21 protein-coding genes are annotated in these 24,141 nt (G+C 66.4%); 7 read left to right on the top strand and 14 right to left on the bottom strand.

Features of this window, described 5'->3' with window-relative positions; translation table 11 throughout:
* Positions 1 to 96: 96 nt before the first annotated feature.
* The 14 genes from E3U47_RS07720 to gshB form a co-directional block, all read right to left on the bottom strand.
* Positions 97 to 711: a TetR/AcrR family transcriptional regulator gene (locus tag E3U47_RS07720; RefSeq protein ID WP_134690456.1), complete on the bottom strand. Its 615-nt coding sequence runs from the start codon at positions 709 to 711 to the stop codon at positions 97 to 99.
* Between the two features lie 4 nt (positions 712 to 715).
* Positions 716 to 2,380, bottom strand: a complete 1,665-nt coding sequence (gene phaC / locus E3U47_RS07715) for a class II poly(R)-hydroxyalkanoic acid synthase (RefSeq protein ID WP_134690454.1) — start codon at positions 2,378 to 2,380, stop codon at positions 716 to 718.
* A 64-nt stretch (positions 2,381 to 2,444) separates the two neighbouring features.
* A complete protein-coding gene (gene phaZ, locus E3U47_RS07710) occupies positions 2,445 to 3,296 on the bottom strand; it encodes a poly(3-hydroxyalkanoate) depolymerase (RefSeq protein WP_134690452.1) in 852 nt (283 codons plus the stop codon).
* A 62-nt stretch (positions 3,297 to 3,358) separates the two neighbouring features.
* On the bottom strand, positions 3,359 to 5,038 hold the full coding sequence (phaC, locus tag E3U47_RS07705; protein ID WP_134690450.1) for a class II poly(R)-hydroxyalkanoic acid synthase: 1,680 nt from the start codon (positions 5,036 to 5,038) through the stop codon (positions 3,359 to 3,361).
* 336 nt (positions 5,039 to 5,374) lie between these two features.
* Entirely contained in the window at positions 5,375 to 5,752 is a 378-nt protein-coding gene (locus E3U47_RS07700) for a gamma-butyrobetaine hydroxylase-like domain-containing protein (RefSeq protein WP_134690448.1), read from the bottom strand.
* Positions 5,753 to 5,894: 142 nt separating this feature from the next.
* Entirely contained in the window at positions 5,895 to 7,238 is a 1,344-nt protein-coding gene (hslU, locus tag E3U47_RS07695) for an ATP-dependent protease ATPase subunit HslU (protein ID WP_134690447.1), read from the bottom strand.
* 76 nt (positions 7,239 to 7,314) lie between these two features.
* A complete protein-coding gene (gene hslV, locus E3U47_RS07690; protein ID WP_134690445.1) occupies positions 7,315 to 7,845 on the bottom strand; it encodes an ATP-dependent protease subunit HslV in 531 nt (176 codons plus the stop codon).
* 256 nt (positions 7,846 to 8,101) lie between these two features.
* Positions 8,102 to 9,373, bottom strand: a complete 1,272-nt coding sequence (locus E3U47_RS07685; protein WP_134690443.1) for a dihydroorotase — start codon at positions 9,371 to 9,373, stop codon at positions 8,102 to 8,104.
* Positions 9,370 to 10,374 (bottom strand): aspartate carbamoyltransferase catalytic subunit, encoded by a 1,005-nt coding sequence (locus E3U47_RS07680; RefSeq protein ID WP_134690441.1) that lies wholly within the window; start codon positions 10,372 to 10,374, stop codon positions 9,370 to 9,372. Before E3U47_RS07680 ends, E3U47_RS07685 begins: the two co-directional genes overlap by 4 nt.
* A gap of 12 nt (positions 10,375 to 10,386) precedes the next feature.
* Positions 10,387 to 10,905 (bottom strand): bifunctional pyr operon transcriptional regulator/uracil phosphoribosyltransferase PyrR, encoded by a 519-nt coding sequence (pyrR, locus tag E3U47_RS07675; RefSeq protein WP_134690439.1) that lies wholly within the window; start codon positions 10,903 to 10,905, stop codon positions 10,387 to 10,389.
* A 53-nt stretch (positions 10,906 to 10,958) separates the two neighbouring features.
* The gene (ruvX, locus tag E3U47_RS07670) at positions 10,959 to 11,384 is read right to left on the bottom strand and encodes a Holliday junction resolvase RuvX (protein ID WP_134690437.1); all 426 of its coding nucleotides are present in this window, start codon (positions 11,382 to 11,384) and stop codon (positions 10,959 to 10,961) included.
* Positions 11,384 to 11,953, bottom strand: a complete 570-nt coding sequence (locus E3U47_RS07665) for a YqgE/AlgH family protein (protein WP_134690435.1) — start codon at positions 11,951 to 11,953, stop codon at positions 11,384 to 11,386. The genes ruvX and E3U47_RS07665 overlap by 1 nt, the downstream gene beginning before the upstream one ends.
* A gap of 89 nt (positions 11,954 to 12,042) precedes the next feature.
* Positions 12,043 to 12,942, bottom strand: coding sequence for an energy transducer TonB (locus tag E3U47_RS07660; RefSeq protein ID WP_134690433.1), 900 nt, complete (start codon positions 12,940 to 12,942; stop codon positions 12,043 to 12,045).
* 91 nt (positions 12,943 to 13,033) lie between these two features.
* Positions 13,034 to 13,987, bottom strand: coding sequence for a glutathione synthase (gene gshB, locus E3U47_RS07655; protein WP_134690431.1), 954 nt, complete (start codon positions 13,985 to 13,987; stop codon positions 13,034 to 13,036).
* A 186-nt stretch (positions 13,988 to 14,173) separates the two neighbouring features.
* On the opposite strand from gshB, the gene pilG reads away from it, so the two are divergent.
* The 7 genes from pilG (at position 14,174) to E3U47_RS07620 (ending at position 24,137) form a co-directional block, all read left to right on the top strand.
* Complete coding sequence (gene pilG / locus E3U47_RS07650) at positions 14,174 to 14,575, top strand: twitching motility response regulator PilG (protein WP_046853924.1); 402 nt, start codon at positions 14,174 to 14,176, stop codon at positions 14,573 to 14,575.
* A gap of 48 nt (positions 14,576 to 14,623) precedes the next feature.
* A complete protein-coding gene (gene pilH, locus E3U47_RS07645; RefSeq protein WP_046853925.1) occupies positions 14,624 to 14,989 on the top strand; it encodes a twitching motility response regulator PilH in 366 nt (121 codons plus the stop codon).
* Positions 14,986 to 15,540 carry a chemotaxis protein CheW gene (locus tag E3U47_RS07640; protein WP_134690429.1) on the top strand — a complete coding sequence of 185 codons (555 nt, stop codon included), beginning with the start codon at positions 14,986 to 14,988 and terminating at the stop codon, positions 15,538 to 15,540. Before pilH ends, E3U47_RS07640 begins: the two co-directional genes overlap by 4 nt.
* 50 nt (positions 15,541 to 15,590) lie before the next feature.
* Positions 15,591 to 17,630 (top strand): methyl-accepting chemotaxis protein, encoded by a 2,040-nt coding sequence (locus E3U47_RS07635; RefSeq protein ID WP_167659451.1) that lies wholly within the window; start codon positions 15,591 to 15,593, stop codon positions 17,628 to 17,630.
* A 10-nt stretch (positions 17,631 to 17,640) separates the two neighbouring features.
* Positions 17,641 to 22,929 (top strand): Hpt domain-containing protein, encoded by a 5,289-nt coding sequence (locus E3U47_RS07630; protein WP_134690427.1) that lies wholly within the window; start codon positions 17,641 to 17,643, stop codon positions 22,927 to 22,929.
* Positions 22,922 to 23,383, top strand: coding sequence for a chemotaxis protein CheW (locus E3U47_RS07625; protein WP_134690425.1), 462 nt, complete (start codon positions 22,922 to 22,924; stop codon positions 23,381 to 23,383). The genes E3U47_RS07630 and E3U47_RS07625 overlap by 8 nt, the downstream gene beginning before the upstream one ends.
* Positions 23,384 to 23,519: 136 nt before the next feature.
* Positions 23,520 to 24,137 (top strand): hemolysin III family protein, encoded by a 618-nt coding sequence (locus E3U47_RS07620; protein WP_134690423.1) that lies wholly within the window; start codon positions 23,520 to 23,522, stop codon positions 24,135 to 24,137.
* Positions 24,138 to 24,141 lie beyond the last annotated feature (4 nt).

Genomic DNA, 24,141 nt, shown 5'->3' with positions numbered 1-24,141 from the left:
CGGTGTTCGTCGGCAAGCCGGCTCCTACGCATCTGCGACCTGCCTGCCCGTAGGAGCCAGCCTTGCTGGCGAACCAGGCGCCGCGAAGGCCGCTTGCTACGCCTCCAGGTAGCGCATCGCCAGTTGCTCCGCAGCCTTGCGCGCCGGGGCGTGCAGGTGTGGCGCCACCAGCATCATCACCTGGTACACCACCACCCCCACGTCACCCTCGCGGCCCAGCACCCGCTGGTAATCCAGCGAGCACATCAAGGTTAGGGTGATCTGTTCCACCAACTGCCCCAGCGCCTGGGTTTCGCTGGTCACCTGGCCCTGGCTCTTGAGGCTGGCCAACAGCGCGGCGAGGGTGCGCTTGAGCGCGTTGATCAGGCTGCGCATGCCCCGGGCCAGCTTGGGCAGGCGCCCGGTGAGGTTGGATAGGTCCTGGAACAGGAAGCGGTACTGCGCCATGCGCTCGACGATCAGGTGCAGGAACAGCCAGTAGTCCTCGGCGTCCAGGCGCACGTCCAGCGGCGGATCGAGCAGCGGCATCAGCTGCTCCTCGAAGCGCTCGAACAGGCCTATCACCAGCGGCTCCTTGCCGTGAAAGTGGTAATACAGGTTGCCGGGGCTTATGCCCAGTTCATTGGCGATCTCCAGGGTCGAAACATTTGGCTCGCCTTGGCGGTTGAACAGTTGCAAGGCACATTCGAGGATTCGGTCGCGGGTCTTCATCCGGTCAGCGGGCCAGTACGTAGGTGCCTGGCGCGGGGCCCAGCGGTGGATAGGTGGCGTTGCCCAATTCGGGGCGCGGCGCCTTGAGCGTGCCGGAGCGCTGGCTGATCCAGTCCAGCCACAGCGGCCACCAACTGCCGTCGCGCCGCTCGGCGTCGTGGAACCAGGCGCGCGGGTCGCTGGAAAGCTTGGGGTTGTGCAGATAGTAGGCCTTGGGGTTGCCGGGCGGGTTGATGATGCTCTGGATATGCCCGCTGTTGGCCAGGATGAAGCGCCGTTCGCCGCCCAGCAGCAGTGCCGAGCGGTACACCGCGTCCCACGGGGTTATGTGGTCGTTGCTACCGGCAACGGTGAAGCTGTCCAGGGCGACCTGCTTGAGGTCGATCGGCGTGCCGCACACCTCCAGCCCGGCAGGGAAGGTCAGCGGGTTGAGCTTGAAGAAGTCCAGCAGGTCGCCGTGCAAGGCCGCCGGCAGGCGGGTGTTGTCGGCGTTCCAGTAGAGGATGTCGAAGGCCGGCGGGGTCTTGCCCATCAGGTAGTTGTTGACCCAGTAGTTCCAGATCAGGTCGTTGGGCCGCATCCAGGCGAAGATCCGCGCCACCTCGCCGCCGTCCAGCACGCCACGCTGGTAGGAGCGGCGCTTGGCCGCCTCGATGGTCTGCTCGTCGGCGAACAGGCTGGCGGGGCTGTCGAACTGGCTGTCGAGCAGGCTCACCAGGTAGGTGGCGCTGCGCACCTTGCGCAGTTGTTTTTTCGCCTGCAGGTGGCCTTGCAGCGCGGCCATGGTCAAGCCACCAGCGCAGGCGCCCATCAGGTTGGGATCGCGGCTGCCGCTGATGCTGCGGCAGGCGTTGAGCGCCTCTTCCAGGGCCTGTACATAGCTCGACAGCCCCCATTCGCGGTGGCGCGGGTCGGGGTTGCGCCAGCTGACCATGAACACCTGCAAGCCCTGCTTGAGCATGTATTGGACAAAGCTGTTGGTCGAGCCCAGGTCGAAGATATAGAACTTGTTGATCTGCGGCGGCACCACCAGCAGCGGGCGGGCATATTGCTTCTCGCTCATGGGTTTGTACTGGATCAGCTCCAGCAGCTCGTTGCGAAACACTACCGCGCCGGGGGTGGCGGCCAGGTTGCCGCCGACCTCGAAGGCGCGCTCGTCCACCTGGCGCGGCAGGCCATCGTTGTGGCGCAAGTCGTCGAGCAGGTGGCTGGCGCCGCGCAGCAGGCTCTGCCCGCCGCTGTTGAACAGCTCCTTGATCGCCAGCGGGTTGAGCAGCGAGTTGCTCGGCGACACGGCATCGCTGACCAGGTTGAACAGAAACTGCGCGCGGGCGCGGTCGTCGTCGCCCAGGCTGCTTTCCTCGATCCACTGGCGGGTCTGCCGCTGCCAGGCCAGGTAGGCTTGCAGGCCACGGCGGTAGAGCGGGTTGTGCTGCCAGGTCGGGTCGCTGAAGCGAGCGTCCCGCGGGTGTGGCTGCAGCGAAGAGTCGCCGATCAGCACCCGGCCCAACTGGCCGCCCAGGCTCAGCAGGTGATGCGCGGTGTGCAGCGGGTTGCGCAGGCCGATCCGGCCGACCTGGCGCAAGGTCGAGATCAGGTCACGACCACGCAGGCCGGTGATGGCGTTCTGCACGTTCATGCTGGTGGCGGGCACCGGTTTGTCTTTCATGCCAACACTCCATCGTTTAGCAATCCGGCCGATCGCGGGGCAAGCCCGCTCCCACGCCAGCTCCTCAGGTGCGCGCAGCGGGTCGTGGGTGCATGACCGCGCGTTGGCGCTCCTGCTGGAGGAATTTCATGATGATCGGGGCGACGGCCTCGGCTCGGGTGATCAGGAACAGGTGGCCGTCGTCGATTATGTGTAGCTGGGCATTGGGAATTCGCCAGGCCAGCAGGCGCATGTTGATCAGCGGGATCAGCGGGTCGTCGTCGCCGGCCAGCACCAGGGTTGGCTGGTGGATCTTGTGCAGCCAATGGATGCTGGTCCAGCCCAGGCCTGCGAACAGCTGCCAGTAGTAGCCCAGCTTGCCGCCGGAGCGCACCTTCGAGGCATGGTGCATGGCCAGGTCCGGGTCGCGGCGAAAGCCTCCACCGTAGATCAGCGGGGCGATGCGGATCACGTGGGAAGGCTGGATATAGCGTCGGGGGCTGGCCATCATCCACAGCACCTTGGGTTTGCCCGGCACCATCACAGCGCCGGCGGCGGTGGCGGCCAGCACCAGCTTCTTGCAGCGCTCGGGGTAGTCGTGGGCGAACTGCTGGGCCAGGGCGCCGCCCCAGGATACGCCGATGACATTGACCTGGCCGTAGTCCAGGTAGTCGAGCATGCGCGCGGTCAGTTTGGCCAGGCCAGGAAAGCGGTAGGGGTGGCGCGGGGTGGACGAGCCACCGACCCCGGGCACGTCGAAGGCGATGACCTCCAGGTCCGGGTCCAGGGCCTCGATGAACGGGAACACCAGTTCAAGGTTGGCGCCGATGCCGTTGAAGATCAGCAGCGGCGTCAGGTGTGGCTTGCCCGGGCGGACCGCGGTACGGATGGACTGCTGGTCCAGCTCGACGGTCCTGAAAATGTACGGTTCCGGCATGCGCGTGACTCTGGGGTGAAAGTAGCGCCGCGCGAGGCCGGTAGGCTGCGCGGCGGTTCAGCTCAACGTTCGTGGACGTAGGTACCGGGTGCGGCTTCGCCTGCGCCATAGGCGCGATTGCCCAGCCGTGCCGGCGCTTTTTTCAGCTCGCCAGCGCGCTCGCCCAGCCAGGTTTGCCAGTGCAGCCACCAGGAGTCGGCGTGCTTGACCGCGTTCTCCTGCCAGGACAGCGGGTCGTCAGGGCGGTCCTCGCCGGTCATGAAGCGCGCCTTGGGGTTGCCCGGTGGGTTGAGGATGCTCTGGATATGCCCGCTGTTGGACAGCACGAACTCGATCTTGCCACCGAACAGGTGCGCCGAGCGGTAGCACGACTGCCAGGGCGTGATGTGGTCGGCGGTGCCGGCCACGCTGTAGATGTCGCACTCGACTTTCTTCAGGTCGATGGCGGTGCCACAGACTTCCAGGGCATCGGAGCGGGTCAGCGGGTTGTTCTTGAACATCTCGATCAGGTCGCCGTGGAAGGCGGCCGGCAGGCGGGTGGTGTCGTTGTTCCAGAACAGGATGTCGAACACCGGCGGTTCGTTGCCCAGCAGGTAGTTGTTGACCCAGTAGTTCCAGATCAGGTCGTTGGGGCGCATCCAGGCGAACACCTTGGCCATGTCGCTGCCTTCGAGCACCCCGGCCTGGTAGGAGTGGCGCTTGGCCGCCTCGAGGGTCTGCTCGTCGACGAACAGCGCCACCTGGGTGTCGACCGTGGTATCGAGCACGCTGACCAGCAGGGTCAGGGCATTGACCTTTTTCTCGCCCAGCGCGGCGTAATGGCCCACCAGCGCGGTGCAGGTGATGCCGCCGGAGCAGGCGCCGAGCATGTTCAGGTCCTTGCTGCCGGTGATCGCCAACACCGCGTCGACCGCTTCCTTGAGGGCGTCGATGTAGGTGGACAGGCCCCACTCGCGCTGGGCCTTGGTCGGGTTGCGCCAACTGATGATGAAGGTCTGCTGCTGCGAGCGCAGGCAGAAGCGCGCCAGGCTCTTCTCCGGACTCAGGTCGAAGACGTAGAACTTGTTGATTTGCGGCGGCACCACCAGCAGCGGGCGGCTGTGCACCTGCTCGGTGATGGGCTTGTACTGGATCAGCTCCAGCACATCGTTGCGGTACACCACCGCGCCTTCGCTGGTGCCCAGGTTCTTGCCCACCTCGAAGGCTTCCATGTTGACCTGGCTGGGCATGCCGCCATTGTTGACCATGTCCTTGGCCAGGTGGGACAGGCCATCGAGCAGGCTCTTGCCGCCGGTTTCGAAGAAGCGCTTGATCGCCGCCGGGTTGGACAAGGTGTTGGTGGGCGCCATGGCCTCGGTCAGCAGGTTGATGACGAACTGGCCGCGGCTGATGTCCTGCGGCGACAGGTCGCTGCTGCCGATCCAGTCGTTGAGCTCCTTGCGCCAGGCCAGGTAGGTTTGCAGGTAGCGGCGATACAGGGGGTTCTGGCTCCAGGCCGGGTCGCTGAAGCGACGGTCGTCGCCCTCCGGTTGCAGGGCCGACTTGCCCAGCAGCACGTTTTTCAGTTCCAGGCCGAAATGCGCCATGTGGCGGGCGCTGTGCAACGGCTGGCGAACGGCCTGGCGCAGCACCGTGCGCGCCGAGGTCAGCAGGTCCTTGCGGCGAATGCCGATGACCGGATTGAGCCCCAGGGTGTTTTCCGAGGCCTGCCGCTGCAACTCATCGTTGTTCTTGTTACTCATCTACGACGCTCCGTTGTCCTGAGACGAGTACCGGCGTGCTGTGACAGCCCGGTACTGCTACTCGGGTGACCAGTGATAAGGAACAGCGGTGCTGCGACCGGATGCGTGGCGGTGATGAGCTGCGGGGGTTGGTGCGTATGAAGACAACCTGCTTTCGCTCGCGACCTGTACATACCGGCCTGGCCCTGCCTGCGTGAAACACAATGCAGGGAACTTGCCAGCCCCATTGGTTACCCGACTTTCGTGTAATGCGCAAGACAGCCAGTCATTGGCTGCCATTTAGGCATTCAAGCAGATGAGATTAGAAAATGCGCTCTAAAGCCTGGTGGCCTTGCGCTAGAGCATCAGTTTAACCACGGATTCGGACGGGTCGCGGGACTTCCCGGCCTTGTGCAGTTCATCGAGATATTCGTCCCACAGCTGTTGCTGGCGCAGGCACAGTTGCTCGAGGTACTCCCAGGTGAACAATCCTGAGTCATGGCCATCGTCGAAGGTCAGTTTCAGTGCGTACTGACCGGCCGGTTCCAGGCCGTTGAGGCCGACGTTGATCTTGCCGAACTGCAGGATCGGGTTGCCGTGGCCCTGGACCTCGGCAGAGGGGGAATGCACGCGCAGGAATTCGGCAGGCAGGTGGTAGACCTCGCCGGGGGCGTAGGTGAGGGTGAGGGTCTTGGAGGCTTTGTGCAGGTTGATGGCGGTGGGCAGGCGGGCCATGGGTTATCTCTCTTGAGCGTCAAGCTGCAAGCTTCGAGTGATTCCAGGCATTGTGCAAGGGGGCTGCTCCTACAGGGAAACGCGATCCTCTGTAGGAGCGGCCTTGTGTCGCGAAAGGGCCGCAAAGCGGCCCTCTGCGGTCTTACAGGATGTAGCGCGACAGGTCTTCGTTCTGCGCCAGCTCACCGAGGTGGCTGTTCACGTACGCCGCGTCGATGTTGATCGGCGTCTCTTCGTGGGCGCTGGCCAGGTCACCGGCGCTGAACGACACCTCCTCGAGCAGGCGCTCGAGCAGGGTGTGCAGGCGGCGGGCACCGATGTTCTCGGTTTTCTCGTTGACCTGGTAGGCGATCTCGGCCAGGCGCTTGAGGCCCTCGTCGGCGAACTCGATGTGCAGGCCCTCGGTCTTGAGCAGCTCGCGGTACTGTTCGGTCAGCGAGGCGTGCGGCTCCTTGAGGATGCGCTCGAAGTCTTCCGGGGTCAGGGCCTTGAGCTCGACACGGATCGGCAGGCGACCCTGCAGCTCGGGCACCAGGTCGCTCGGCTTGCTCAGGTGGAACGCGCCGGAAGCGATGAACAGGATATGGTCGGTCTTGACCATGCCCAGCTTGGTATTGACGGTGCAGCCTTCGATCAGCGGCAGCAGGTCGCGTTGCACGCCTTCACGGGATACATCGGCGCCGCCGACGTTGCCACGCTTGGCCACCTTGTCGATCTCGTCGATGAACACGATGCCGTGCTGCTCGACCGCTTCCAGGGCCTTGGCCTTGAGGTCTTCGTCGTTGACCAGGCGGCTGGCTTCTTCGTCGCGGACCATCTTCAGGGCATCCTTGACCTTCAGCTTGCGCGCCTTGCGCTTGCCCTTGCCCATGTTGGCGAACAGGCTCTGCAGCTGGTTGGTCATTTCTTCCATGCCGGGCGGCGCGGCGATCTCGACGCCCACGGCATCGGCGACTTCGATCTCGATTTCCTTGTCGTCCAGCTGGCCTTCGCGCAGGCGCTTGCGGAACAGCTGGCGGGTGTTGGAGTCGCTGCTCGACTGCTGGGCTTCCTCGCTGAAGCTGCTGACCCGCGCCTGCGGCAGCAGGACGTCGAGGATGCGGTCTTCGGCGGCGTCCTCGGCGCGGTGGCGCACGCGCACGATCTCCTGCTCGCGTAGCATCTTCAGCGCGGCATCGGCCAGGTCGCGGATGATCGATTCGACATCACGGCCGACATAGCCGACTTCGGTGAACTTGGTCGCTTCGACCTTGATGAACGGTGCGTTGGCCAGCTTGGCCAGGCGCCGGGCGATTTCGGTCTTGCCGACCCCGGTGGGGCCGATCATCAGGATGTTCTTCGGGGTCACCTCGGCGCGCAGCTCGGCCGGCAGCTGCATGCGCCGCCAGCGGTTGCGCAGGGCGATGGCCACGGCGCGCTTGGCGTCGTCCTGGCCGATGATGTGACGGTTGAGTTCGTGGACGATCTCGCGGGGGGTCATGGACATGATGAAAATGGTCCTCGAGCAGAGTGATTCAGCGTGGGAAGGCCCCATCACCGGGATGGGGCGCCAGAACAGCTGATCACTCGGCCAGGTCCTGCTCCTCGATGGTCAGGTTGTGGTTGGTGAACACGCAGATGTCGCCGGCGATGTTCAGGGCAGTCTCGGCGATTTCGCGGGCTGAGAGGTCGGTCTTGTTCAGCAGGGCGCGGGCCGCGGCCTGGGCGTAGGCACCACCGGAGCCCATGGCGATCAGGCCATCCTCGGGCTCGACCACGTCGCCGTTGCCGGTGATGATCAGGGACGCGTCCTTGTTGGCCACCGCCAGCATCGCTTCCAGGCGGCTCAGGGAACGGTCGGTACGCCATTCCTTGGCCAGCTCGACGGCGGCGCGCACCAGGTGCCCGGAGTGTTTCTGCAGCTGGGCTTCGAAGCGCTCGAACAGGGTGAAGGCGTCGGCGGTGGCACCGGCGAAGCCAGCGATGACCTGGCCGTTGTACAGGCGCCGGACTTTCTTGGCGTTGCCTTTCATCACGGTGTTGCCGAGGGAAACCTGGCCGTCGCCGCCCATGACGACTTTGCCGTTACGGCGGACAGAAACGATGGTAGTCAAGGGAGAGTCTCCACGCAGCGGGGCGAAAATGCCTGATGCAGACTCATATGGGGGGAGGGGGGAAGGATTTCAACCACAGTGGATGAATGGTTGCTGCCCGTCTGGGCTGGAGGCGGTCACTGTAGGAGCGGCCTTGTGTCGCGAAAGGGCCGCAGAGCGGCCCCGGCGATTTCCGCATGATGCCGAGATCCGGGGGCCGCTACGCAGCCCTTTCGCGACACAAGGCCGCTCCTACAAGAGCAGGTTGCGAGCTTTGTCAGGCCTCGTGGCAGACGTGCCCATCGACCAAGGTATAACGCACCGCGCCCGGCAGGCAGTGGCCGATGAACGGGCAGTTCTCGCCGCGCGATAACCACTGCTCGCCGGCCACGGTCGAGGCCTTGGGATCGAACAGCACCAGGTCCGCCGCACCGCCCACCTTCAGCTCACCCGCCGGCAGGCGCATGGCCGCCGCCGGGCCGCTGCTCAAACGTGCCAGCAGCGTCGGCAGGTCGAGCAGGCCGTCCTCCACCAGGGTCATGGCCAGCGGCAACAGCAGCTCGACACTGCTGATGCCTGGCTCGGTGGCACCGAACGGCGCCAGCTTGGCATCGCGCTCGTGGGGCTGGTGGTGGCTGGAGATGGCCTGGATCACCCCCGACTTCACCGCCTCGCGCAGGCCGTCGCGGTCGGCGGCGGTGCGCAGCGGTGGCTGCACGTGGTAGAGGCTGGAGAAGTCACGCAGGGCTTCGTCGGTGAGGATCAGCTGGTACAGCGCCACGTCGGCGGTCACCGGCAACCCCAGTTGCTGGGCCTGGGCGATCAGCCGGGCACCACGGGCGCTGGTGATCTGGGTGAAGTGGGCACGCACCCCGGTCTGCTCGACCAGCAGCAGGTTGCGGGCCAAGGCCACGGTCTCTGCGGTCTCGGGGATGCCGGGCAGGCCCAGGAAGCTGGCCATCGGGCCTTCGTGGGCCAGACCGCCCTGGGCCAGGTCGCGGTCTTGGGAGTGGAACACCACGGTCAGGTCGAAGGTGGCCGCGTATTCCAGCGCACGGGCCAGGGTCCGGTGGTTGGGGATTTCCTTGAGGCCGTTGCCGAAGGCCACGCAGCCGGTGTCGCGCAGGGCCACCAGCTCGGCCAGTTGCTCGCCGTCCAGGCCCTTGGTCAGGGCGCCGATCGGGTAGACCTTGCTGTTGGACGCTTCGCGCGCGCGGTCGAGGATCAGCTCGGCCACCGCCGAGGTATCCAGCACCGGCTTGGTCTGCGGCGGGCAGCACAGGCTGGTGACGCCGCCGGCGACCGCGGCGCGGGTCTCGCTGGCGATGCTGCCCTTGCGGCTGTAGCCCGGTTCGCGCAGCGACACGCCGAGGTCGACCAGGCCCGGGGCGGCCACCAGGCCGTCGGCCTGGATCACGCGGCTGGCGCTGAAACCGCTCGGGGCGGCGCCGATGGCGGCAATGCGCCCGCCGTCCAGGTGCAGGTCGGTGACCTGGTCCAGGCCGCTGGCAGGATCGATGACCCGGGCGCCGATGATGCTGATGGTCACTGGGCGTTCTCCTGCTCGAATTGACGTTGCGCGTTCTGCCCGCTCATGGCCATGGACAGCACGGCCATGCGCACGGCGATGCCGTAGGTGACCTGGTTGAGGATCACCGAATGCTTGCCGTCGGCCACTGCCGACTCGATCTCGACGCCACGGTTGATCGGCCCCGGGTGCATGACGATGGCGTCAGGCTTGGCCCCGGCCAGGCGCGCGGTGGTCAGGCCGAACAGGCGGTAGAACTCGCCCTCGCTGGGCAGCAGGCCGCCGGCCATGCGTTCGCGCTGCAGGCGCAGCATGATCACCACGTCGACATCTTTCAGGCCTTCGGCGAGGTCGGTGTAGACCTTCACGCCGTATTGCTCGATGCCCACCGGGATCAGCGTCTTCGGGCCAATCACGCGGATGTCCGGGCAGCCGAGGGCCTTGAGCGCGAGCATGTCGGAGCGGGCCACGCGCGAGTGCAGGATATCGCCGACGATGGCCACCGACAGGTTCTCGAAGCTGCCCTTGTGCCGACGAATGGTGAGCATGTCGAGCATGCCCTGGGTCGGGTGGGCGTGGCGGCCGTCACCGCCGTTGATCACGGCCACGTCCGGGCATACGTGCTCGGCGATGAAATGTGCGGCACCGGAGTCGGAATGGCGCACGACGAACATGTCGGCGGCCATGGCCTCGAGGTTGCGCAAGGTGTCGAACAGGGTCTCGCCCTTGCTGGTCGAGGAGGTCGACACGTTCAGGCTGATCACGTCCGCCGACAGGCGCTGGGCGGCCAGCTCGAAGGTGGTGCGGGTACGGGTGGAGTTCTCGAAGAACACGTTGCACACGGTCTTGCCGCGTAGCAGCGGGACTTTCTTCACGGCTCGGGCGCCGACTTCGAGGAACGAGTCGGCGGTGTCGAGGATCTCGGTGAGCAGTTCGCGGGGCAAACCGTCGAGCGAGAGAAAATGGCGTAGCTGGCCCTGATCATTGAGCTGCAGCGGGCGCTTGGCGTCGAATGGCGTCATCGCGGGGGACTCTTAAAGGGCTGGTGCAAAAGCGAGGTCCTGGCGCTCGAGGGCGAGCGGCGTGGGTCCGGTCAATTTTACCCGTTCATGGGCCGCCAGGGACAGGGTGGCGCCCAGCACGTTGGGGCGAATCGGTAGTTCGCCGGCATCCAGGTCGAGCAGGCACACCAGTGTCACGCTGGCGGGGCGGCCATAGTCGAACAATTCGTTGAGGGCGGCGCGGATGGTGCGACCGCTCATCAATACGTCGTCCACCAGCACCAGGTGCTGGCCTTCGATCTCGAACGGCAGCTCTGATGGGCGCACCTGCGGGTGCAGGCCGTTCTGGCTGAAGTCGTCGCGGTAGAAGGACACGTCCAGGGTGCCCAGCGGGCTCTGCTCGCCGAGTTCGGCCTGCAGGGCCTGGGCCACCCACACGCCGCCGGTGCGGATGCCGATGAAGCGTGGCTCGGCGATGGCGCGGCGGGCCAGGTGGGCGCGAAGGTCGACGGCCATCTGCCGGATCAGCTCGGCGGGATTGGGTAGGCTCATTGCGTGCTCCTCGGGAAGGCGGGCGCCGGCAGGCCGCCGGCGGCAAAGCGGATTTAAGTGTTGGCCTCCAGCCAGCCTTGCAGCAGCAGGGCCGCGGCAATGGCGTCGACCGGGTTGTCGCGGTAGCTGCCGTGTCGGCCGCCGCGGGCCATCTGCTCGCCCTTGGCTTCGAAGGTGGTGAGCCGTTCGTCGTGGGTGTGTACGGGCAGGTTGTAGCGGCCGTGCAGGCGACGGGCGAACTTTTCGGCGCGTTCGCTCATCTCGCTGGGCGTGCCGTCCATGTTCAGCGGCAGGCCGACGACGATGGCGTCGGGTTTCCATTCCTTGATCAGCTTCTCGACCTGGTTCCAGTCCGGCACGCCGTTCTGCGCCCTGAGCGTGCACAGTTCACGGGCCTGGCCGGTGATGACCTGGCCGACGGCCACGCCGATCTGCCGGGTGCCGTAGTCGAAGCCAAGCAGCAAGCGCAGTTCGGCCATCAGGCGTGGCCCGCCTGGCTGGTCAGCAGGCTGAGGTTTATCCCCAGGCTGGCGGCGGCGGCGTCCAGGCGCATGTCGCTGGCCATGCCGAAGATGATCTCGGGGTCGAACGGGCAGTTGAGCCAGGCGTTGTCGGCAAGCTCTGCCTCCAGCTGGCCGGCTTCCCAGCCCGCGTAGCCCAGGGTGATCAGGCTCTTGCGCGGACCTTCGCCGGCGGCGATGGCGAACAGCACGTCCTGGGAGGTGGACAGCGACAGGTCCTCCAGCTCGACCGTGGCCTGGTAGCTGCGGTCGTTGCTGTGGAGCACGAAGCCGCGGTCGGTCTGCACCGGGCCGCCCTGGTAGATCGGGATGTGCAGGGTGCTGGCAGGCGGCTCATCGTCCGGGCGCAACTGCTCAAGGATGTCGGCCAGGTTCAGCTCCTGCGGGCGGTTGACCACCAGGCCCATGGCGCCGTTGGCGTTGTGCTCGACGATGTAGGTGAGGGTCTGGGCAAAGTTCGGGTCGGCCATGTGCGGCATGGCGATCAGGAACTGGTGCTTGAGGTAGCTGGGGGCGAGGGTTTTCATGTCCGCTAGTGTGGCGCCAGGTGGCGAGGCTGACAAGGTGCGCGAGTGGCTGTCGGTGACCCTCGCGGGACCGGCAAGCAAGCCTTGCGTCAATTGCTCGACAGCTTGTCACCCCGGGCAAACCGCCAGGTGCGGATGATCTCCAGCCGGTCGAACTCGGCCAGGTCGCCGGTGAACGGCGCGAACGGCGCCGCCAGGCGCACGATGCGCTGGGCCGCCTGGTCCAGCACCGGCTGGCCGGAGGACTCCAGCACCAGCACTTCGTACAGCGAGCCGTCGCGGTTGATCGACACCATCATCCGCAGGCTGCCGTACATCTGTTGACGCCGGGCCTCTTCGGGGTAGTTGAGGTTGCCGATGCGCTCGACCTTCTTGCGCCACTCTTCCTTGTACCAGGCGCCCTTGTCGCGCATGGTCGAGGCGGCGTTCAGGCGGTGGATGCGCGGGCGCTTGGCATACAGCTGCTGTTCGTGGGACAGCTCGGCCTCGAGGCTGGCGATCTGGCTGGACAGCTGCGAGCTGTCGAAGGCCGGCACCTTGGTCTCGGGCTTGGGTTGCGGTTTGCTTTCCTTCGGCCTGGGCTCGACCTTCTGCGGTTTCGGCGCCTGGGTGGCGACCACCGACTTGGCGGGCGCCGGCGGCGTTTCCGGACGGGCGGCCGGGGGCGGGGTGATCTTGTTGATCTTGCTGTCCTGAAACGGCGCGGCCTCGGTGGTCTTGGGCAGCGCCTTCTTGTCCAGGGTGCCGCTGCCCTGCTGGTTGTCCTGGGCCTGGAAATCGGCCTTCTCGGGCGCTTTCTCGCTCTTGAAGGTGGCCAGGGTGATGTCCATGGTGTGACGGATATCGGCCGGCTTGACCACCGTGAAGCCCACGCCAAGGATCAACGCCAGGTGCACCACGGCAGCCAGGAACAGGGTGAAACCGAGCCGGTCCACCGGGCGAATGCGCGGTGGCAGCAGGTCGGCGGGAATATCGGCGGGCAACGTCATCGGGTATCCAGCAACCGCGAGGCGGGGCAGTGGTTCAGTCGAGAGGGACCGGCATCATACCCCACTGCGCGGCTTTGCCACCTGTCCTCGGTCAGCGCGCCTGCAGCTTGCGATCAATGGCATCCATCAACTGGCCGCCAATGTTGGTGTTATACGCGGCGTCGATCTCGCGGATGCAAGTTGGGCTGGTGACGTTGATCTCGGTGAGGTAGTCGCCGATCACGTCCAGGCCAACGAACAGCAGGCCCTTTTCGCGCAGGGTCGGGCCAACCTGGGCGGCGATCCAGCGATCGCGTTCGCTCAGCGGACGGGCCTCGCCACGGCCACCGGCGGCCAGGTTGCCACGGGTCTCGCCGCTGGCCGGGATACGCGCCAGGCAGTAGTCCACCGGCTCGCCGTCAATCATCAGGATGCGCTTGTCGCCATCCTTGATCGCCGGCAGGTAGGCCTGGGCCATGATCTGCTGGGCGCCGAGGGCGGTCAGGGTCTCGAGGATCACCGACAGGTTGGGGTCACCGGCGCGGTGACGGAAGATCGAGGTGCCGCCCATGCCGTCCAGCGGCTTGAGGATCACATCGCCGTGCTTGGCGGCGAACTCGCGGATGATGTCCGGACGGCGGCTGACCAGGGTCGGCGGGGTGCACTGCGGGAACAAGGTGGCGAACAGTTTCTCGTTGCAGTCGCGCAGGCTCTGCGGGCGGTTGACCACCAGCACGCCCTCGGCCTCGGCCTGCTCCAGCAGGTAGGTGCTGTAGACGAACTCCATGTCGAAGGGCGGATCCTTGCGCATCAGGATCACGTCCAGCTCGTTCAGCAGGCTGTCCTGTTCCTCGCCCAGCTCGAACCAGCGGGCCGGGTCGGCGAACACCTTGAGCGGGCGCATGCGGGCGCGGGCCTTGCCTTCGCCCTGGTACAGGTCGCGCTGCTCCATGTAGAACAGGCTCCAGCCACGGGCCTGGGCAGCCAGCAGCATGGCCAGCGAGCTGTCCTTTTTATAGGCGATGGACGCGATGGGGTCCATGACAATCCCGAGGCGAACGCTCATGGGGTAGTTCCTCTTGGCGGCGCTTGGCCGCGATGGCACGAAAGAAAAAGTGGCTCAGGGTGGCGCCGGGCGCGCCCACGGTCAAGGGGCGGGCGGATGGAATGGCCCTCGGGAGTGTGCTAAAAAGGCCAGGCACATGGCCTGCACGGCCTTTTGGCGAATTCGCTCCCAGGCAGAAGCGCAACTATGGAACAACCCCTGAAGGTGATGGTGATCGACGATTCCCGCACGATCCGCCGCACCGCGCAGATGTTGCTCGGCGAGGCAGGCTGCGAGGTGATCACCGCCAGTGACGGCTTCGACGCCCTGGCCAAGATTGTCGACCACAAACCGCGGGTCATCTTCGTCGACGTGCTGATGCCGCGCCTCGACGGTTACCAGACCTGCGCCATCATCAAGCACAACAGCGAGTTCAAGGACACCCCGGTGATCCTGCTCTCTTCCCGCGACGGCCTGTTCGACAAGGCCCGCGGCCGGGTGGTCGGTTCCGACCAGTTCCTGACCAAACCGTTCAGCAAGGAAGAATTGCTCGACGCGATCCGTGCCTGCGTGCCCGGCTTCGCCGCGCAGGATCCACACGCACCCTGACGCCGCCCACGCAGGGCGGCGTCTCTCTTTTCCTGATGGGGAAACAGCATGGCCCGAGTTCTGATTGTCGACGACTCGCCGACAGAAATGTACAGATTGACCGAATGGCTGGAGAAGCACGGCTATGGGGTGCTCAAGGCCGACAACGGCGCCGACGGCGTGGCCCTGGCGCGACAGGAGAAGCCCGACGCGGTGCTGATGGACATCGTCATGCCCGGCATGAACGGTTTCCAGGCCACCCGCCAGTTGAGCAAGGACCCGGAAACCAGCGCCATCCCGGTGATCGTGGTCACCACCAAGGACCAGGAAACCGACCGGATCTGGGCCCAGCGCCAGGGCGCCCGCGACTTCCTGACCAAACCTGTGGAAGAAGACGCGCTGATCGCCAAGCTCAAAGAAGTGCTGCAGGCTTGACCACCCGGCCCCAGGGCGCGTCGCTGACCGCCTTCGAGCTGCTGCTGGACATCGACCGGCGCTGCCGCCTGCTGGTGGCCGACCAGCCACCGCAGGATATCCGCCTGCAACAATGGAGCGGCATCGGCTTTCGTGTTGCCGGACAGTGGTTCGTCGCGCCCATGGGTGAAGTCGCCGAAGTGCTGCGCGAGCCCCGCAGCAGTCGGGTGCCGGGGGTACAACCCTGGGTCCGCGGGGTGGCCAATCTGCGCGGGCGATTGTTACCGGTGATGGACCTGTGCGCATTCTTCGGCCTCGGCCCTGCCGCTGCCGGCAAGCAGCGCCGGGTGCTGGTGCTGGACCACGAAGAGCTGTTCGCCGGGTTGCTGGTGGACGAGGTAGTGGGCCTGCAGCACTTTGCCCTGAGCAGCCTCGAGCTGTCGCCGCCGCAACCGCTGATTCGCGCCGCCGTGCCCTTCGTGCAGGGGCATTTCCCCCGTGAACGCAATTGGGCGATCTTCAGCCCGTTCGCCCTGGCCCAGGCGCCGGGTTTTCTCGATGTGGCGCTGTAGAGGACTTTTTCGTGAGCCAGCCTGTTCCCACTGCCAGCATCCCCGCCGCCGTGTCCCCGGCCGCCGTGGCCCAGCGCCCGCGCAGCACGGCGCAGATCACCGTGCTGTTCGTGGTGCTGATCCTGTCGATCGTCCTGCTGTTCGCCAACTTCGCCTACCTCAACACCCAGGCCAACCACGACAAGCAGTACATCGGCCATGCCGGCGAGCTGCGCGTGCTGTCGCAGCGCATCGCCAAGAATGCCACCGAGGCGGCGGCGGGCAAGGCCCTGGCGTTTCGCCTGCTGAGCGATGCACGCAATGACTTCGAGCGGCGCTGGCGCTACTTGCGCGAAGGTGACCAGACCACCGGCCTGCCGGCCGCGCCAGCGACAGTGCGCGACGAGATGGACGCGGTGCGCCAGGATTGGGAAAACCTGCGCAAGAACACCGACACCATCCTTGCCAGCGAGCAGACCGTGCTGTCGTTGCACCAGGTGGCGGCGACCCTGGCCGAGACCGTGCCGCAGTTGCAGGTGGAGTACGAGAAGGTCGTCGAGATCCTGCTGCAGAGCGGTGCCCCGGCCAGCCAGGTAGCGGTGGCCCAGCGCCAGTTGTTGTTGGCCGAACGCATCCTGGGCTCGGTCAACACCGTGCTGGCCGGCGATGAAACCTCGGTGCAGGCCGCCGATGCCTTTGGTCGCGACGCCAGCCGCTTCGGCCAGGTGCTCGAGGGCATGCTCGCCGGCAACCCGGCCCTGCAGGTCACCCGGGTCGAGGACGCCGACGCCCGGGCGCGACTGGCCGAGATCGCCGAGCTGTTCCAGTTCGTCGCCGGCTCCGTGGACGAGATCCTCGAGACTTCGCCGGAACTGTTCCGGGTGCGCGAGGCAGCGAGCAATATCTTCAGCTTGTCGCAAACCCTGCTCGATGAAGCCTCGCACTTGGCCAACGGCTTCGAGAACCTGGCCGGCGGGCGTACCCTGGATACCGTCGGCGGCTATGTCCTGGGCCTGCTGGCGCTGGCCTCGATCATCCTCATCGGCCTGGTGATGGTGCGCGCCACCAGTCGCCAGCTGCGCGACACGGCAGAAAAGAACGAGCGCAACCAGCAGGCGATCATGCGCCTGCTCGACGAGATCGAGGAGCTGGCCGACGGCGACCTCACGGTCACCGTGTCGGTCACCGAGGATTTCACCGGCGCCATCGCCGACTCGATCAACTACTCGGTCGATCAGTTGCGCGACCTGGTCGCCACCATCAACCACAGCGCCGAGCAGGTGGCCGCCGCGGTGCAGGACACGCAGAACACCGCGCGCCAACTGGCCAAGGCGTCAGAGCACCAGGCCGAGCAGATCAGCGAAGCCTCCGAGGCGGTGGGCGACATGGTCGAGTCGATCGACCGCGTGTCGGCCCACGCCTACGAGTCGGCCAAGGTGGCCGAGCGTTCGGTGGCCATCGCCAACAAGGGCAACGAAGTGGTTCACAATACCATCCATGGCATGGACAACATTCGCGAGCAGATCCAGGACACCGCCAAGCGGATCAAGCGCCTGGGCGAGTCATCCCAGGAGATCGGTGATATTGTCAGTCTGATCGACGACATTGCCGATCAGACCAACATCCTCGCCCTCAACGCGGCGATCCAGGCCTCGCTGGCCGGCGAGGCCGGGCGCGGCTTTGCCGTGGTCGCCGACGAGGTGCAGCGGTTGGCCGAGCGCTCGTCCTCGGCGACCCGGCAGATCGAGGCGCTGGTGCGCACTATCCAGGCCGATACCAACGAGGCGGTGATCTCCATGGAGCAGACCACCGCCGAGGTAGTACGCGGCGCGCGCCTGGCCCAGGACGCCGGGGTGGCCCTGGCCGAGATCGAGGGCGTGTCGCAGACCATGGCCGAGCTGATCCACAGCATTTCCGACGCCGCCCAGCTACAAACCTCTTCCGCCGGGCAGATTTCCCACACCATGGCAGTGATCCAGCAAATCACCGCGCAAACTTCCGCCGGCTCAGGGGCCACCGCCGACAGCATTCGTCACCTGGCGCGCATGGCCAGCGAGATGCGCCGCTCGGTGTCCGGTTTCACCTTGCCAAAACCGGCAGAGCGGTCGTGAGGGCGCGGGCATGACGGCAACCGCGCTGCACCACGCGCGTCACGACACGGTCGCCCTGGCCTGGGCCCGGGCGCCGATCCTCGACTGTCTGGGGCAGGCCCGTCAGGCCCTGGAGCGTTTTTCCGGTGAGCCGGGCGACCTGTCGTTGCTGGCGTTCTTTGTCGACAACCTGCACCTGGTGCACGGCTGCCTGCGCATGCTCGAGCTGCCTGGGGCCACGCGCCTGGCCGAAGAACTTGAGCTGTTGGCCCGGGCCATCGCCGATGGCCAGGTGAGTCCGCGCGGCGACTGCCTGGGTGCGCTGTTCCGCGGCCTCGAGCAGTTGCCGCCGTACCTGGACCGCTTGCGCGGCGCGCGGCACGACCTGCCACTGGTGGTGCTGCCGCTGCTCAACCAGTTGCGCACCTGCCGCGGCGCCGAGCCGTTGGCCCAGGCCAGCCTGCTCGGCGAACTCGGCCAGCGCATCGCCGGGTCGGCGGACCTGGCCGACCTTGACCTGTCCCTGGGCAACTGGCGCGAGCACATGCAGGCCGGCCCCGGTCGTGATGCCTTGCGCTCGGTGGTGATGGCGCTGTGTGACGACCTGATGCGCATCAAGGACCGTCTCGACCCCTTCGTCGGCGGCGAACGCCCGCCCAAGGAGCCGCTGCAGGCACTGCTCGCGCCGCTGCGGCATGTCGCCGATACCTTGGCCGTGCTGGGGTTTCAGCAGCCGCGGCGGGTGATCATCGACCAGGTGCTGGCGCTGCAAGCCCTGGTCGAGCAGGACGGCGCGGTGGACGAGGCGGTGCTGATGGACGTCGCCGGGGCGCTGTTGTACGTGGAGGCCACCCTCAATGGCATGGTCGGCCCACTTGAGGAGACCACCCCAGGTAACCTGCCGGGCTCCGATCTGGCCGAGATCCGCCAGTTGGTGCTCAACGAATCGCTCAATGTCCTGCAGCAGGCCAAGGACCTGATTGGCGACTGCCTCGAGTCGGACTGGTCGCGTCAGCGCCTGCAGGCCTTGCCCGGCCTGTTGCAGCAGGTGCGCGGGGCCCTGGCGATGCTGATGCTGCCGGTGGCCGGCGAAGTGTTCGGTGCTTGTGCCGGTTACGTGCAGGGCTGGCTGGTGCACCTGGAAGACGAGCCGCTGCCCGATGAACTGGCGCACCTGGCCGATGCCCTGAGTGCCGCAGAGGCCTGGCTGCAATGGCAGGTGGCCGATCCGCTTGCCGATGCCCAGGGTTTCATCGACATGGCCCATGCCAGCCTGGGCGCATTGGGTGTGCAGTGCCAGCGGGTGGAGACGGCCGCTGACGCCCCAGCGCTGGACGGCATCGACGACGAGCTGCGTGCGGTGTTTCTCGAAGAGGCGGGCGAGTTGTTGCCGGAGATCGAGCGGCACTGGTTGCGCTGGCGCGCCGACAACGACCTGCGCGAGGCGCTGGTGGAGGTGCGCCGGGCCCTGCACACGCTCAAGGGCAGCGGTCGCATGGTGCATGCCGAGGCCGTGGCGGAGCTGGCCTGGGGCGCTGAGCACCTGCTCAACCGGGTGCTCGAAGGGCGCATCCTGCTTAGCCCCGAAGGGTTGGTGGCGTTGCAGCAGGTATTCGTGCGCCTGCCCGACCTACTGGCCGACTTCGCCGCCGGGCAGATGCCGGCGAGCCGCGAAATTGAACAACTGGCCGGCCACCTGCATGCGCTTGCGCGCAACGATGTGCCGCCCAGCGCCAATATCGACGGCCTCGACCCGCAGTTGCTGGAGATCTTCCGCAACGAGGCCCAGGGCCACCTGGCCGGGCTCGACGCCTTCTTGCACAGCCTCGACGCCCGCGGCACGCCGGTCAGCGATGGCTTGCAGCGTGCGCTGCACACGCTCAAGGGCAGCGCCGCCATGGCCGGGGTGATGCCGGTGGCGGAGCTGGCCACCGCCCTTGACCGCCTGGTACGCGAATACAAGGGCCACCAGTTGCCCCTGCAGGTGGTCGAGGCCGAACTGCTGGAGGCCGCCCGCGCGTTGTTCCACCTTGGCCTGGCGCAACTGGGCAGCACGCCGCTGGCGCCGATTCCGGGGGCCGCGGCGCTGATCGAGCAGGTCGGTCAGGTGGTCGATGCCCGGCTCGCCCAGCATCAGACCGAGGGCCATCCGCAGCGCCGGCAGCGGCGTGACCCGCAGATGATCGCCAGCTTCCTGACCCTGGGCATGGACATTCTGCTCGACGCCGAGACCCGCCTGGCCAACTGGCAGGCCCAGCCGGCGCAGCACCATGAACTGCAAATGCTGCTCGACGAAATGACCACCCTCGGCCACGGCGCGCACCAGGCTGAACTGTGGCAGGTGGATGAAATCTGCGAAGGCTTGCTCGACCTGTATGGCGCGGTGGAGGAGGGCAGCCTGGCGGTGACCCCACGGATATTCGAGGTGGCCCGGCAGTCCCACGAGGCCTTGTTCGACCTGTTCGACGAAGTGGCCGCCGGCCAGGACCTCAGTGCCCGCCCGGAATGCCTGGCGGCCTTGCATGGGCTGCTTGACGATGCCCTCGACCCTACTGCCATGGGCGTGGTCGGTGCCCAGGGGGTGACGCCGCTGGCACCGCTGGGCGACCTGACCGACCCGGCGGTGGTCGACCTGTTCCTGGAGGAAGCCGGCGATATCCTCGATGGCGCCAACCAGGCGTTGCAGCATTGGCAGCACGACCCGGACAGCGTCTCGGCGCTGTCCACGCTGCAGCACGATATCCAGACGCTCAAGGGCGGCGCGCAGATGGCCGCGATCGGCGCCATCGAAGTGCTCGCCCAGGAACTGGCGTTGCTTTACGAGGGCCTGGTCGACCGCCGCCTGGGCGCCAGCCCGGCACTGTTCGAGCTGCTGCGCCGCAGCCATGGCGCGCTGGCCGAGATGCTGCACAGCCTGGGCGAAGGCCATGCCCCACTGTCGGCTGTGGCGCTGCTCGGCGAGCTGCGTGAGTTTCGCCATCATGCGCCGCCGCCGGGCCAGCCCGAAGCGCTGGACGATGAGCAGAGCGCCGAGGGCGACAAGGAACTGCTGGAAGTCTTCCTCGAGGAAAGCTCGGACATCGTCGAGAGCGCCGCCGAATCGCTGGCGCGCTGGCAGGCCGACCCGCGCAGCACAGTGGAGGTGGAAAACCTGCTGCGCGACCTGCACACCCTCAAGGGCGGCGCGCGCATGGTCGAGATCGCCGCGATTGGCGACCTGGCCCATGAGCTGGAATTTCTCTACGAACTGCTGGCCGCCGGGCGCCTGCCGCCGACCCCGGCGCTGTTCAGCCTGCTGCAGAACTGCCACGACCGCCTGGCGCACATGCTCGATGCCGTCCGCTTGGATCAGCCCTTGCATACCGCTGCGGCGTTGATCGACTACATCCGCAACTTCTCCAGCGCCGCCTTGACCGACAGCGCGACCACCCAGCCCCAGGCCGAGGCCGCTCCCGCCGAGGTGCCGGCCGCCGCGACGGAACGCGCCGGGGACATGGTCAAGGTCGACGCCGAGTTGCTCGACGACCTGGGCAACCTGGCCGGTGAGCATTCGGTGATCCGTGGGCGCATCGAGCAACAGGTCAATGATGCCCAGTTCGCCCTGAATGAAATGGAAACCACGCTGGAGCGCATGCGCGACCAGCTGTTGCGCCTGGATATCGAGACCCAGGGGCGAATTTCCAGCCGCCAGCAGTTCGAGGGTGACGCCTACGACGACTTCGATCCGCTGGAGATGGACCGCCATTCGCAATTGCAGCAATTGTCGCGGGCCTTGTTCGAGTCCACCTCGGACCTGCTCGACCTCAAGGAAACCCTGCTCCAGCGCACCCAGGAGGCGCACAACCTCCTGCAACAGCAGGCACGGGTCAACAGCCAGTTGCAGGAAGGCCTGACCGCCACCCTGATGGTGCCGTTCGAGCGCCTGGTGCCGCGCTTGCAGCGGGTGGTACGGCAGGTGGCCAGCGAGCTGGGCAAACAGGTCGAACTGGTGGTCGGCAACGCCGAGGGCGAGCTGGACCGCAGCGTGCTCGAACGCATGGTCGCCCCCCTGGAGCACATGCTACGCAATGCCGTCGACCATGGCCTGGAATCCCGCGAGGCGCGCCTGGCGGCTGGCAAGCCGGAGCTGGGCACCATCCACCTGAACCTGCTGCACGAAGGCGCCGACATCGTCATCGAAATGAGCGATGACGGTGCCGGGGTGCCGTTGACGGCGGTGCGCGAAAAGGCGATCAAACGCGGTCTGCTCGATCCGCAGGCGCGCCTGAGTGACCACGAGATCCTGCAGTTCATCCTGCGCCCGGGGTTCTCCACCGCCGAGAAGATCACCCAGATCTCCGGGCGCGGCCTGGGCATGGACGTGGTACACGAAGAGGTCAAGCAACTGGGTGGCTCGATGAGTATCGAGTCCAGCCCCGGCAAGGGCGCGCGCTTCTTGATTCGCCTGCCGTTCACCGTATCGGTGAACCGGGCGCTGATGGTGCATGTCGACGACGAACAGTACGCCATCCCGCTGAACACCATCGAAGGCATCGTCCGGGTGCCGCCGGCCGAGCTCGAGGCCTGCTACAGGCTGGATCCGCCGCGCTACACCTACGCCGGGCACGACTACGCGCTGCGCTACCTCGGCGAGTTGCTGCAGGGCGGCGGCCAGCCGAACCTGCTGGGCCTGAGCGTGCCCTTGCCGGTGCTGCTGACCCACTCCCACGAGCAGTCGTTCGCCATCCAAGTCGACAGCCTGTCGCCAAGCCGCGAGATCGTGGTCAAGAGCTTGGGGCCGCAGTTCGCCGCTGTACCGGGGCTGTCTGGCGCGACCCTGCTCGGTGATGGCCGGGTGGTGCTGATTCTCGACCTGCTCGGCCAGTTGCGTGGCCAGCAGCGTCGCCTGGCGCGCCTGCCCGGCGCGCTCGACAGCCAGCGTGCGCTGATCGGCCCGGCGCCACGGCGGCCCTTGCTGGTGATGGTGGTGGACGACTCGGTCACCGTGCGCAAGGTCACCAGCCGCTTGCTGGAACGCCACGGCATGAGCGTGCTGACGGCCAAGGATGGGCTAGATGCCATGGCTTTGCTCGAGGAGCATCGCCCCGATGTGTTGCTGCTGGATATCGAGATGCCGCGCATGGACGGTTTCGAGGTGGCGACGCGAATTCGTCGTGACGAGCGCTTGAAGCAGTTGCCGATCATCATGATCACCTCGCGCACCGGCCAGAAGCACCGCGAGCGGGCCATGGCCATTGGCGTCAACGAATACCTGGGCAAGCCGTATCAAGAGTCGCTGCTGTTGCAGAGCATCGCCCACTGGAGCCAGCACCATGCTTGAACATATCGCCGGCCAACGCAGTAGCCTGACCGGTTTGTTGTTGCCGCTGGGCGACCGCACGCTGGTGCTGCCCAACGTGGCGGTGGCCGAGTTGATCGGCCATCGCGCCATTGCCTGCGAGGCGGGCGAACCGCAGTGGCACCTGGGTTGGGTCGACTGGCGCCAGCAACGCTTGCCGTTGATCGGTTTCGAGGCCGCCTGCGGCGGGCAGAGCCTCTGTGGCGAGCGGGCGCGGATCGTCGTGCTCAATGCCCTGGGCGATACCGGGTTGCGTTTTCTGGCGGTGTTGCTGCAGGACATTCCGCGTTCGTGCAAGCTCGACAGCCAGCTCAACTACGTGGACGTGCCCCTGGCCGCGTTGGAACTGGCGGCGGTACAGGTGGGCGAGCAGGTGGCTCGGGTCCCGGACCTGGCGGGGTTGGAGCGGATGGTGCGCGAAGCTGAGCTTCGCTAGCTTCAAGTTGTAAGCTTCAAGCGGCAAGCTGATGAGGGCAGGTTGGCCGCGCGGGCAGGACCCTCGTGTATGCGATCTGCTCTTTCTTGACGCTTGTAGCTTGAAACTTGAGGCTGTGGGGGAGGTCTGTGCTTGCATGTACTACGGTGAACGTTTCAATGCCTGGACCCACCTGGTCGGTGCTGTCCTGGCCTGTATTGGCGCGATCTGGCTGATCGTCGTGGCCGGGTTGCAGGGCGATCCCTGGAAGATCGTCAGTTTTTCCATCTACGGCACCACCTTGCTGCTGCTCTACAGCATCTCCACCCTCTACCACAGCACCCGCGGCCGGGCGAAGAGGGTCATGCGCAAGCTCGACCACCTGTCGATCTACCTGCTGATCGCCGGCAGCTACACCCCATTCTGCCTGGTCAGCCTGCGCGGGCCCTGGGGTTGGAGCCTGTTCGGGGTGGTCTGGGGGCTGGCGCTGATCGGCATGCTGCAGGAGATCAAGCCACGTTCCGAGGCGCGGATCCTGTCGATCGTCATCTACGCGGTGATGGGCTGGATCGTGCTGGTGGCGGTCAAGCCGTTGCTGCGTTCGCTCGGTACCGCCGGCTTTGTCTGGCTGGCGAGTGGCGGAGTGCTGTACACCGTGGGCATCATCTTCTTCGCCCTCGACAGCCGCTTGCGCCATGCCCACGGCATCTGGCACCTGTTCGTCATCGCTGGCAGCCTGATGCACTTCGTGGCGGTGTTTTTCTACGTATCCTGACCGG

Origin of the sequence: Pseudomonas sp. RIT623 (genome assembly GCF_004519305.1) — a bacterium.
Taxonomy (GTDB): Bacteria; Pseudomonadota; Gammaproteobacteria; order Pseudomonadales; family Pseudomonadaceae; genus Aquipseudomonas.
The sequence above is the reverse complement of the archived record's forward strand: the minus strand, read 5'-3'. Positions and strand labels throughout refer to the sequence as shown.

Excerpts from the sequence above, each read along its gene's own strand:
- E3U47_RS07720 (WP_134690456.1), bottom strand. The coding sequence starts at position 711 with ATGAAGACCCGCGACCGAATCCTCGAATGTGCCTTGCAACTGTTCAAC.
- phaC (WP_134690454.1), bottom strand. The coding sequence starts at position 2,380 with ATGAAAGACAAACCGGTGCCCGCCACCAGCATGAACGTGCAGAACGCC.
- phaZ (WP_134690452.1), bottom strand. The coding sequence starts at position 3,296 with ATGCCGGAACCGTACATTTTCAGGACCGTCGAGCTGGACCAGCAGTCC.
- phaC (WP_134690450.1), bottom strand. The coding sequence starts at position 5,038 with ATGAGTAACAAGAACAACGATGAGTTGCAGCGGCAGGCCTCGGAAAAC.
- E3U47_RS07700 (WP_134690448.1), bottom strand. The coding sequence starts at position 5,752 with ATGGCCCGCCTGCCCACCGCCATCAACCTGCACAAAGCCTCCAAGACC.
- hslU (WP_134690447.1), bottom strand. The coding sequence starts at position 7,238 with ATGTCCATGACCCCCCGCGAGATCGTCCACGAACTCAACCGTCACATC.
- E3U47_RS07680 (WP_134690441.1), bottom strand. The coding sequence starts at position 10,374 with ATGACGCCATTCGACGCCAAGCGCCCGCTGCAGCTCAATGATCAGGGC.
- pyrR (WP_134690439.1), bottom strand. The coding sequence starts at position 10,905 with ATGAGCCTACCCAATCCCGCCGAGCTGATCCGGCAGATGGCCGTCGAC.
- ruvX (WP_134690437.1), bottom strand. The coding sequence starts at position 11,384 with ATGGCCGAACTGCGCTTGCTGCTTGGCTTCGACTACGGCACCCGGCAG.
- E3U47_RS07665 (WP_134690435.1), bottom strand. The coding sequence starts at position 11,953 with ATGAAAACCCTCGCCCCCAGCTACCTCAAGCACCAGTTCCTGATCGCC.
- E3U47_RS07660 (WP_134690433.1), bottom strand. The coding sequence starts at position 12,942 with ATGACGTTGCCCGCCGATATTCCCGCCGACCTGCTGCCACCGCGCATT.
- gshB (WP_134690431.1), bottom strand. The coding sequence starts at position 13,987 with ATGAGCGTTCGCCTCGGGATTGTCATGGACCCCATCGCGTCCATCGCC.
- pilG (WP_046853924.1), top strand. The coding sequence starts at position 14,174 with ATGGAACAACCCCTGAAGGTGATGGTGATCGACGATTCCCGCACGATC.
- pilH (WP_046853925.1), top strand. The coding sequence starts at position 14,624 with ATGGCCCGAGTTCTGATTGTCGACGACTCGCCGACAGAAATGTACAGA.
- E3U47_RS07630 (WP_134690427.1), top strand. The coding sequence starts at position 17,641 with ATGACGGCAACCGCGCTGCACCACGCGCGTCACGACACGGTCGCCCTG.
- E3U47_RS07625 (WP_134690425.1), top strand. The coding sequence starts at position 22,922 with ATGCTTGAACATATCGCCGGCCAACGCAGTAGCCTGACCGGTTTGTTG.
- E3U47_RS07620 (WP_134690423.1), top strand. The coding sequence starts at position 23,520 with ATGTACTACGGTGAACGTTTCAATGCCTGGACCCACCTGGTCGGTGCT.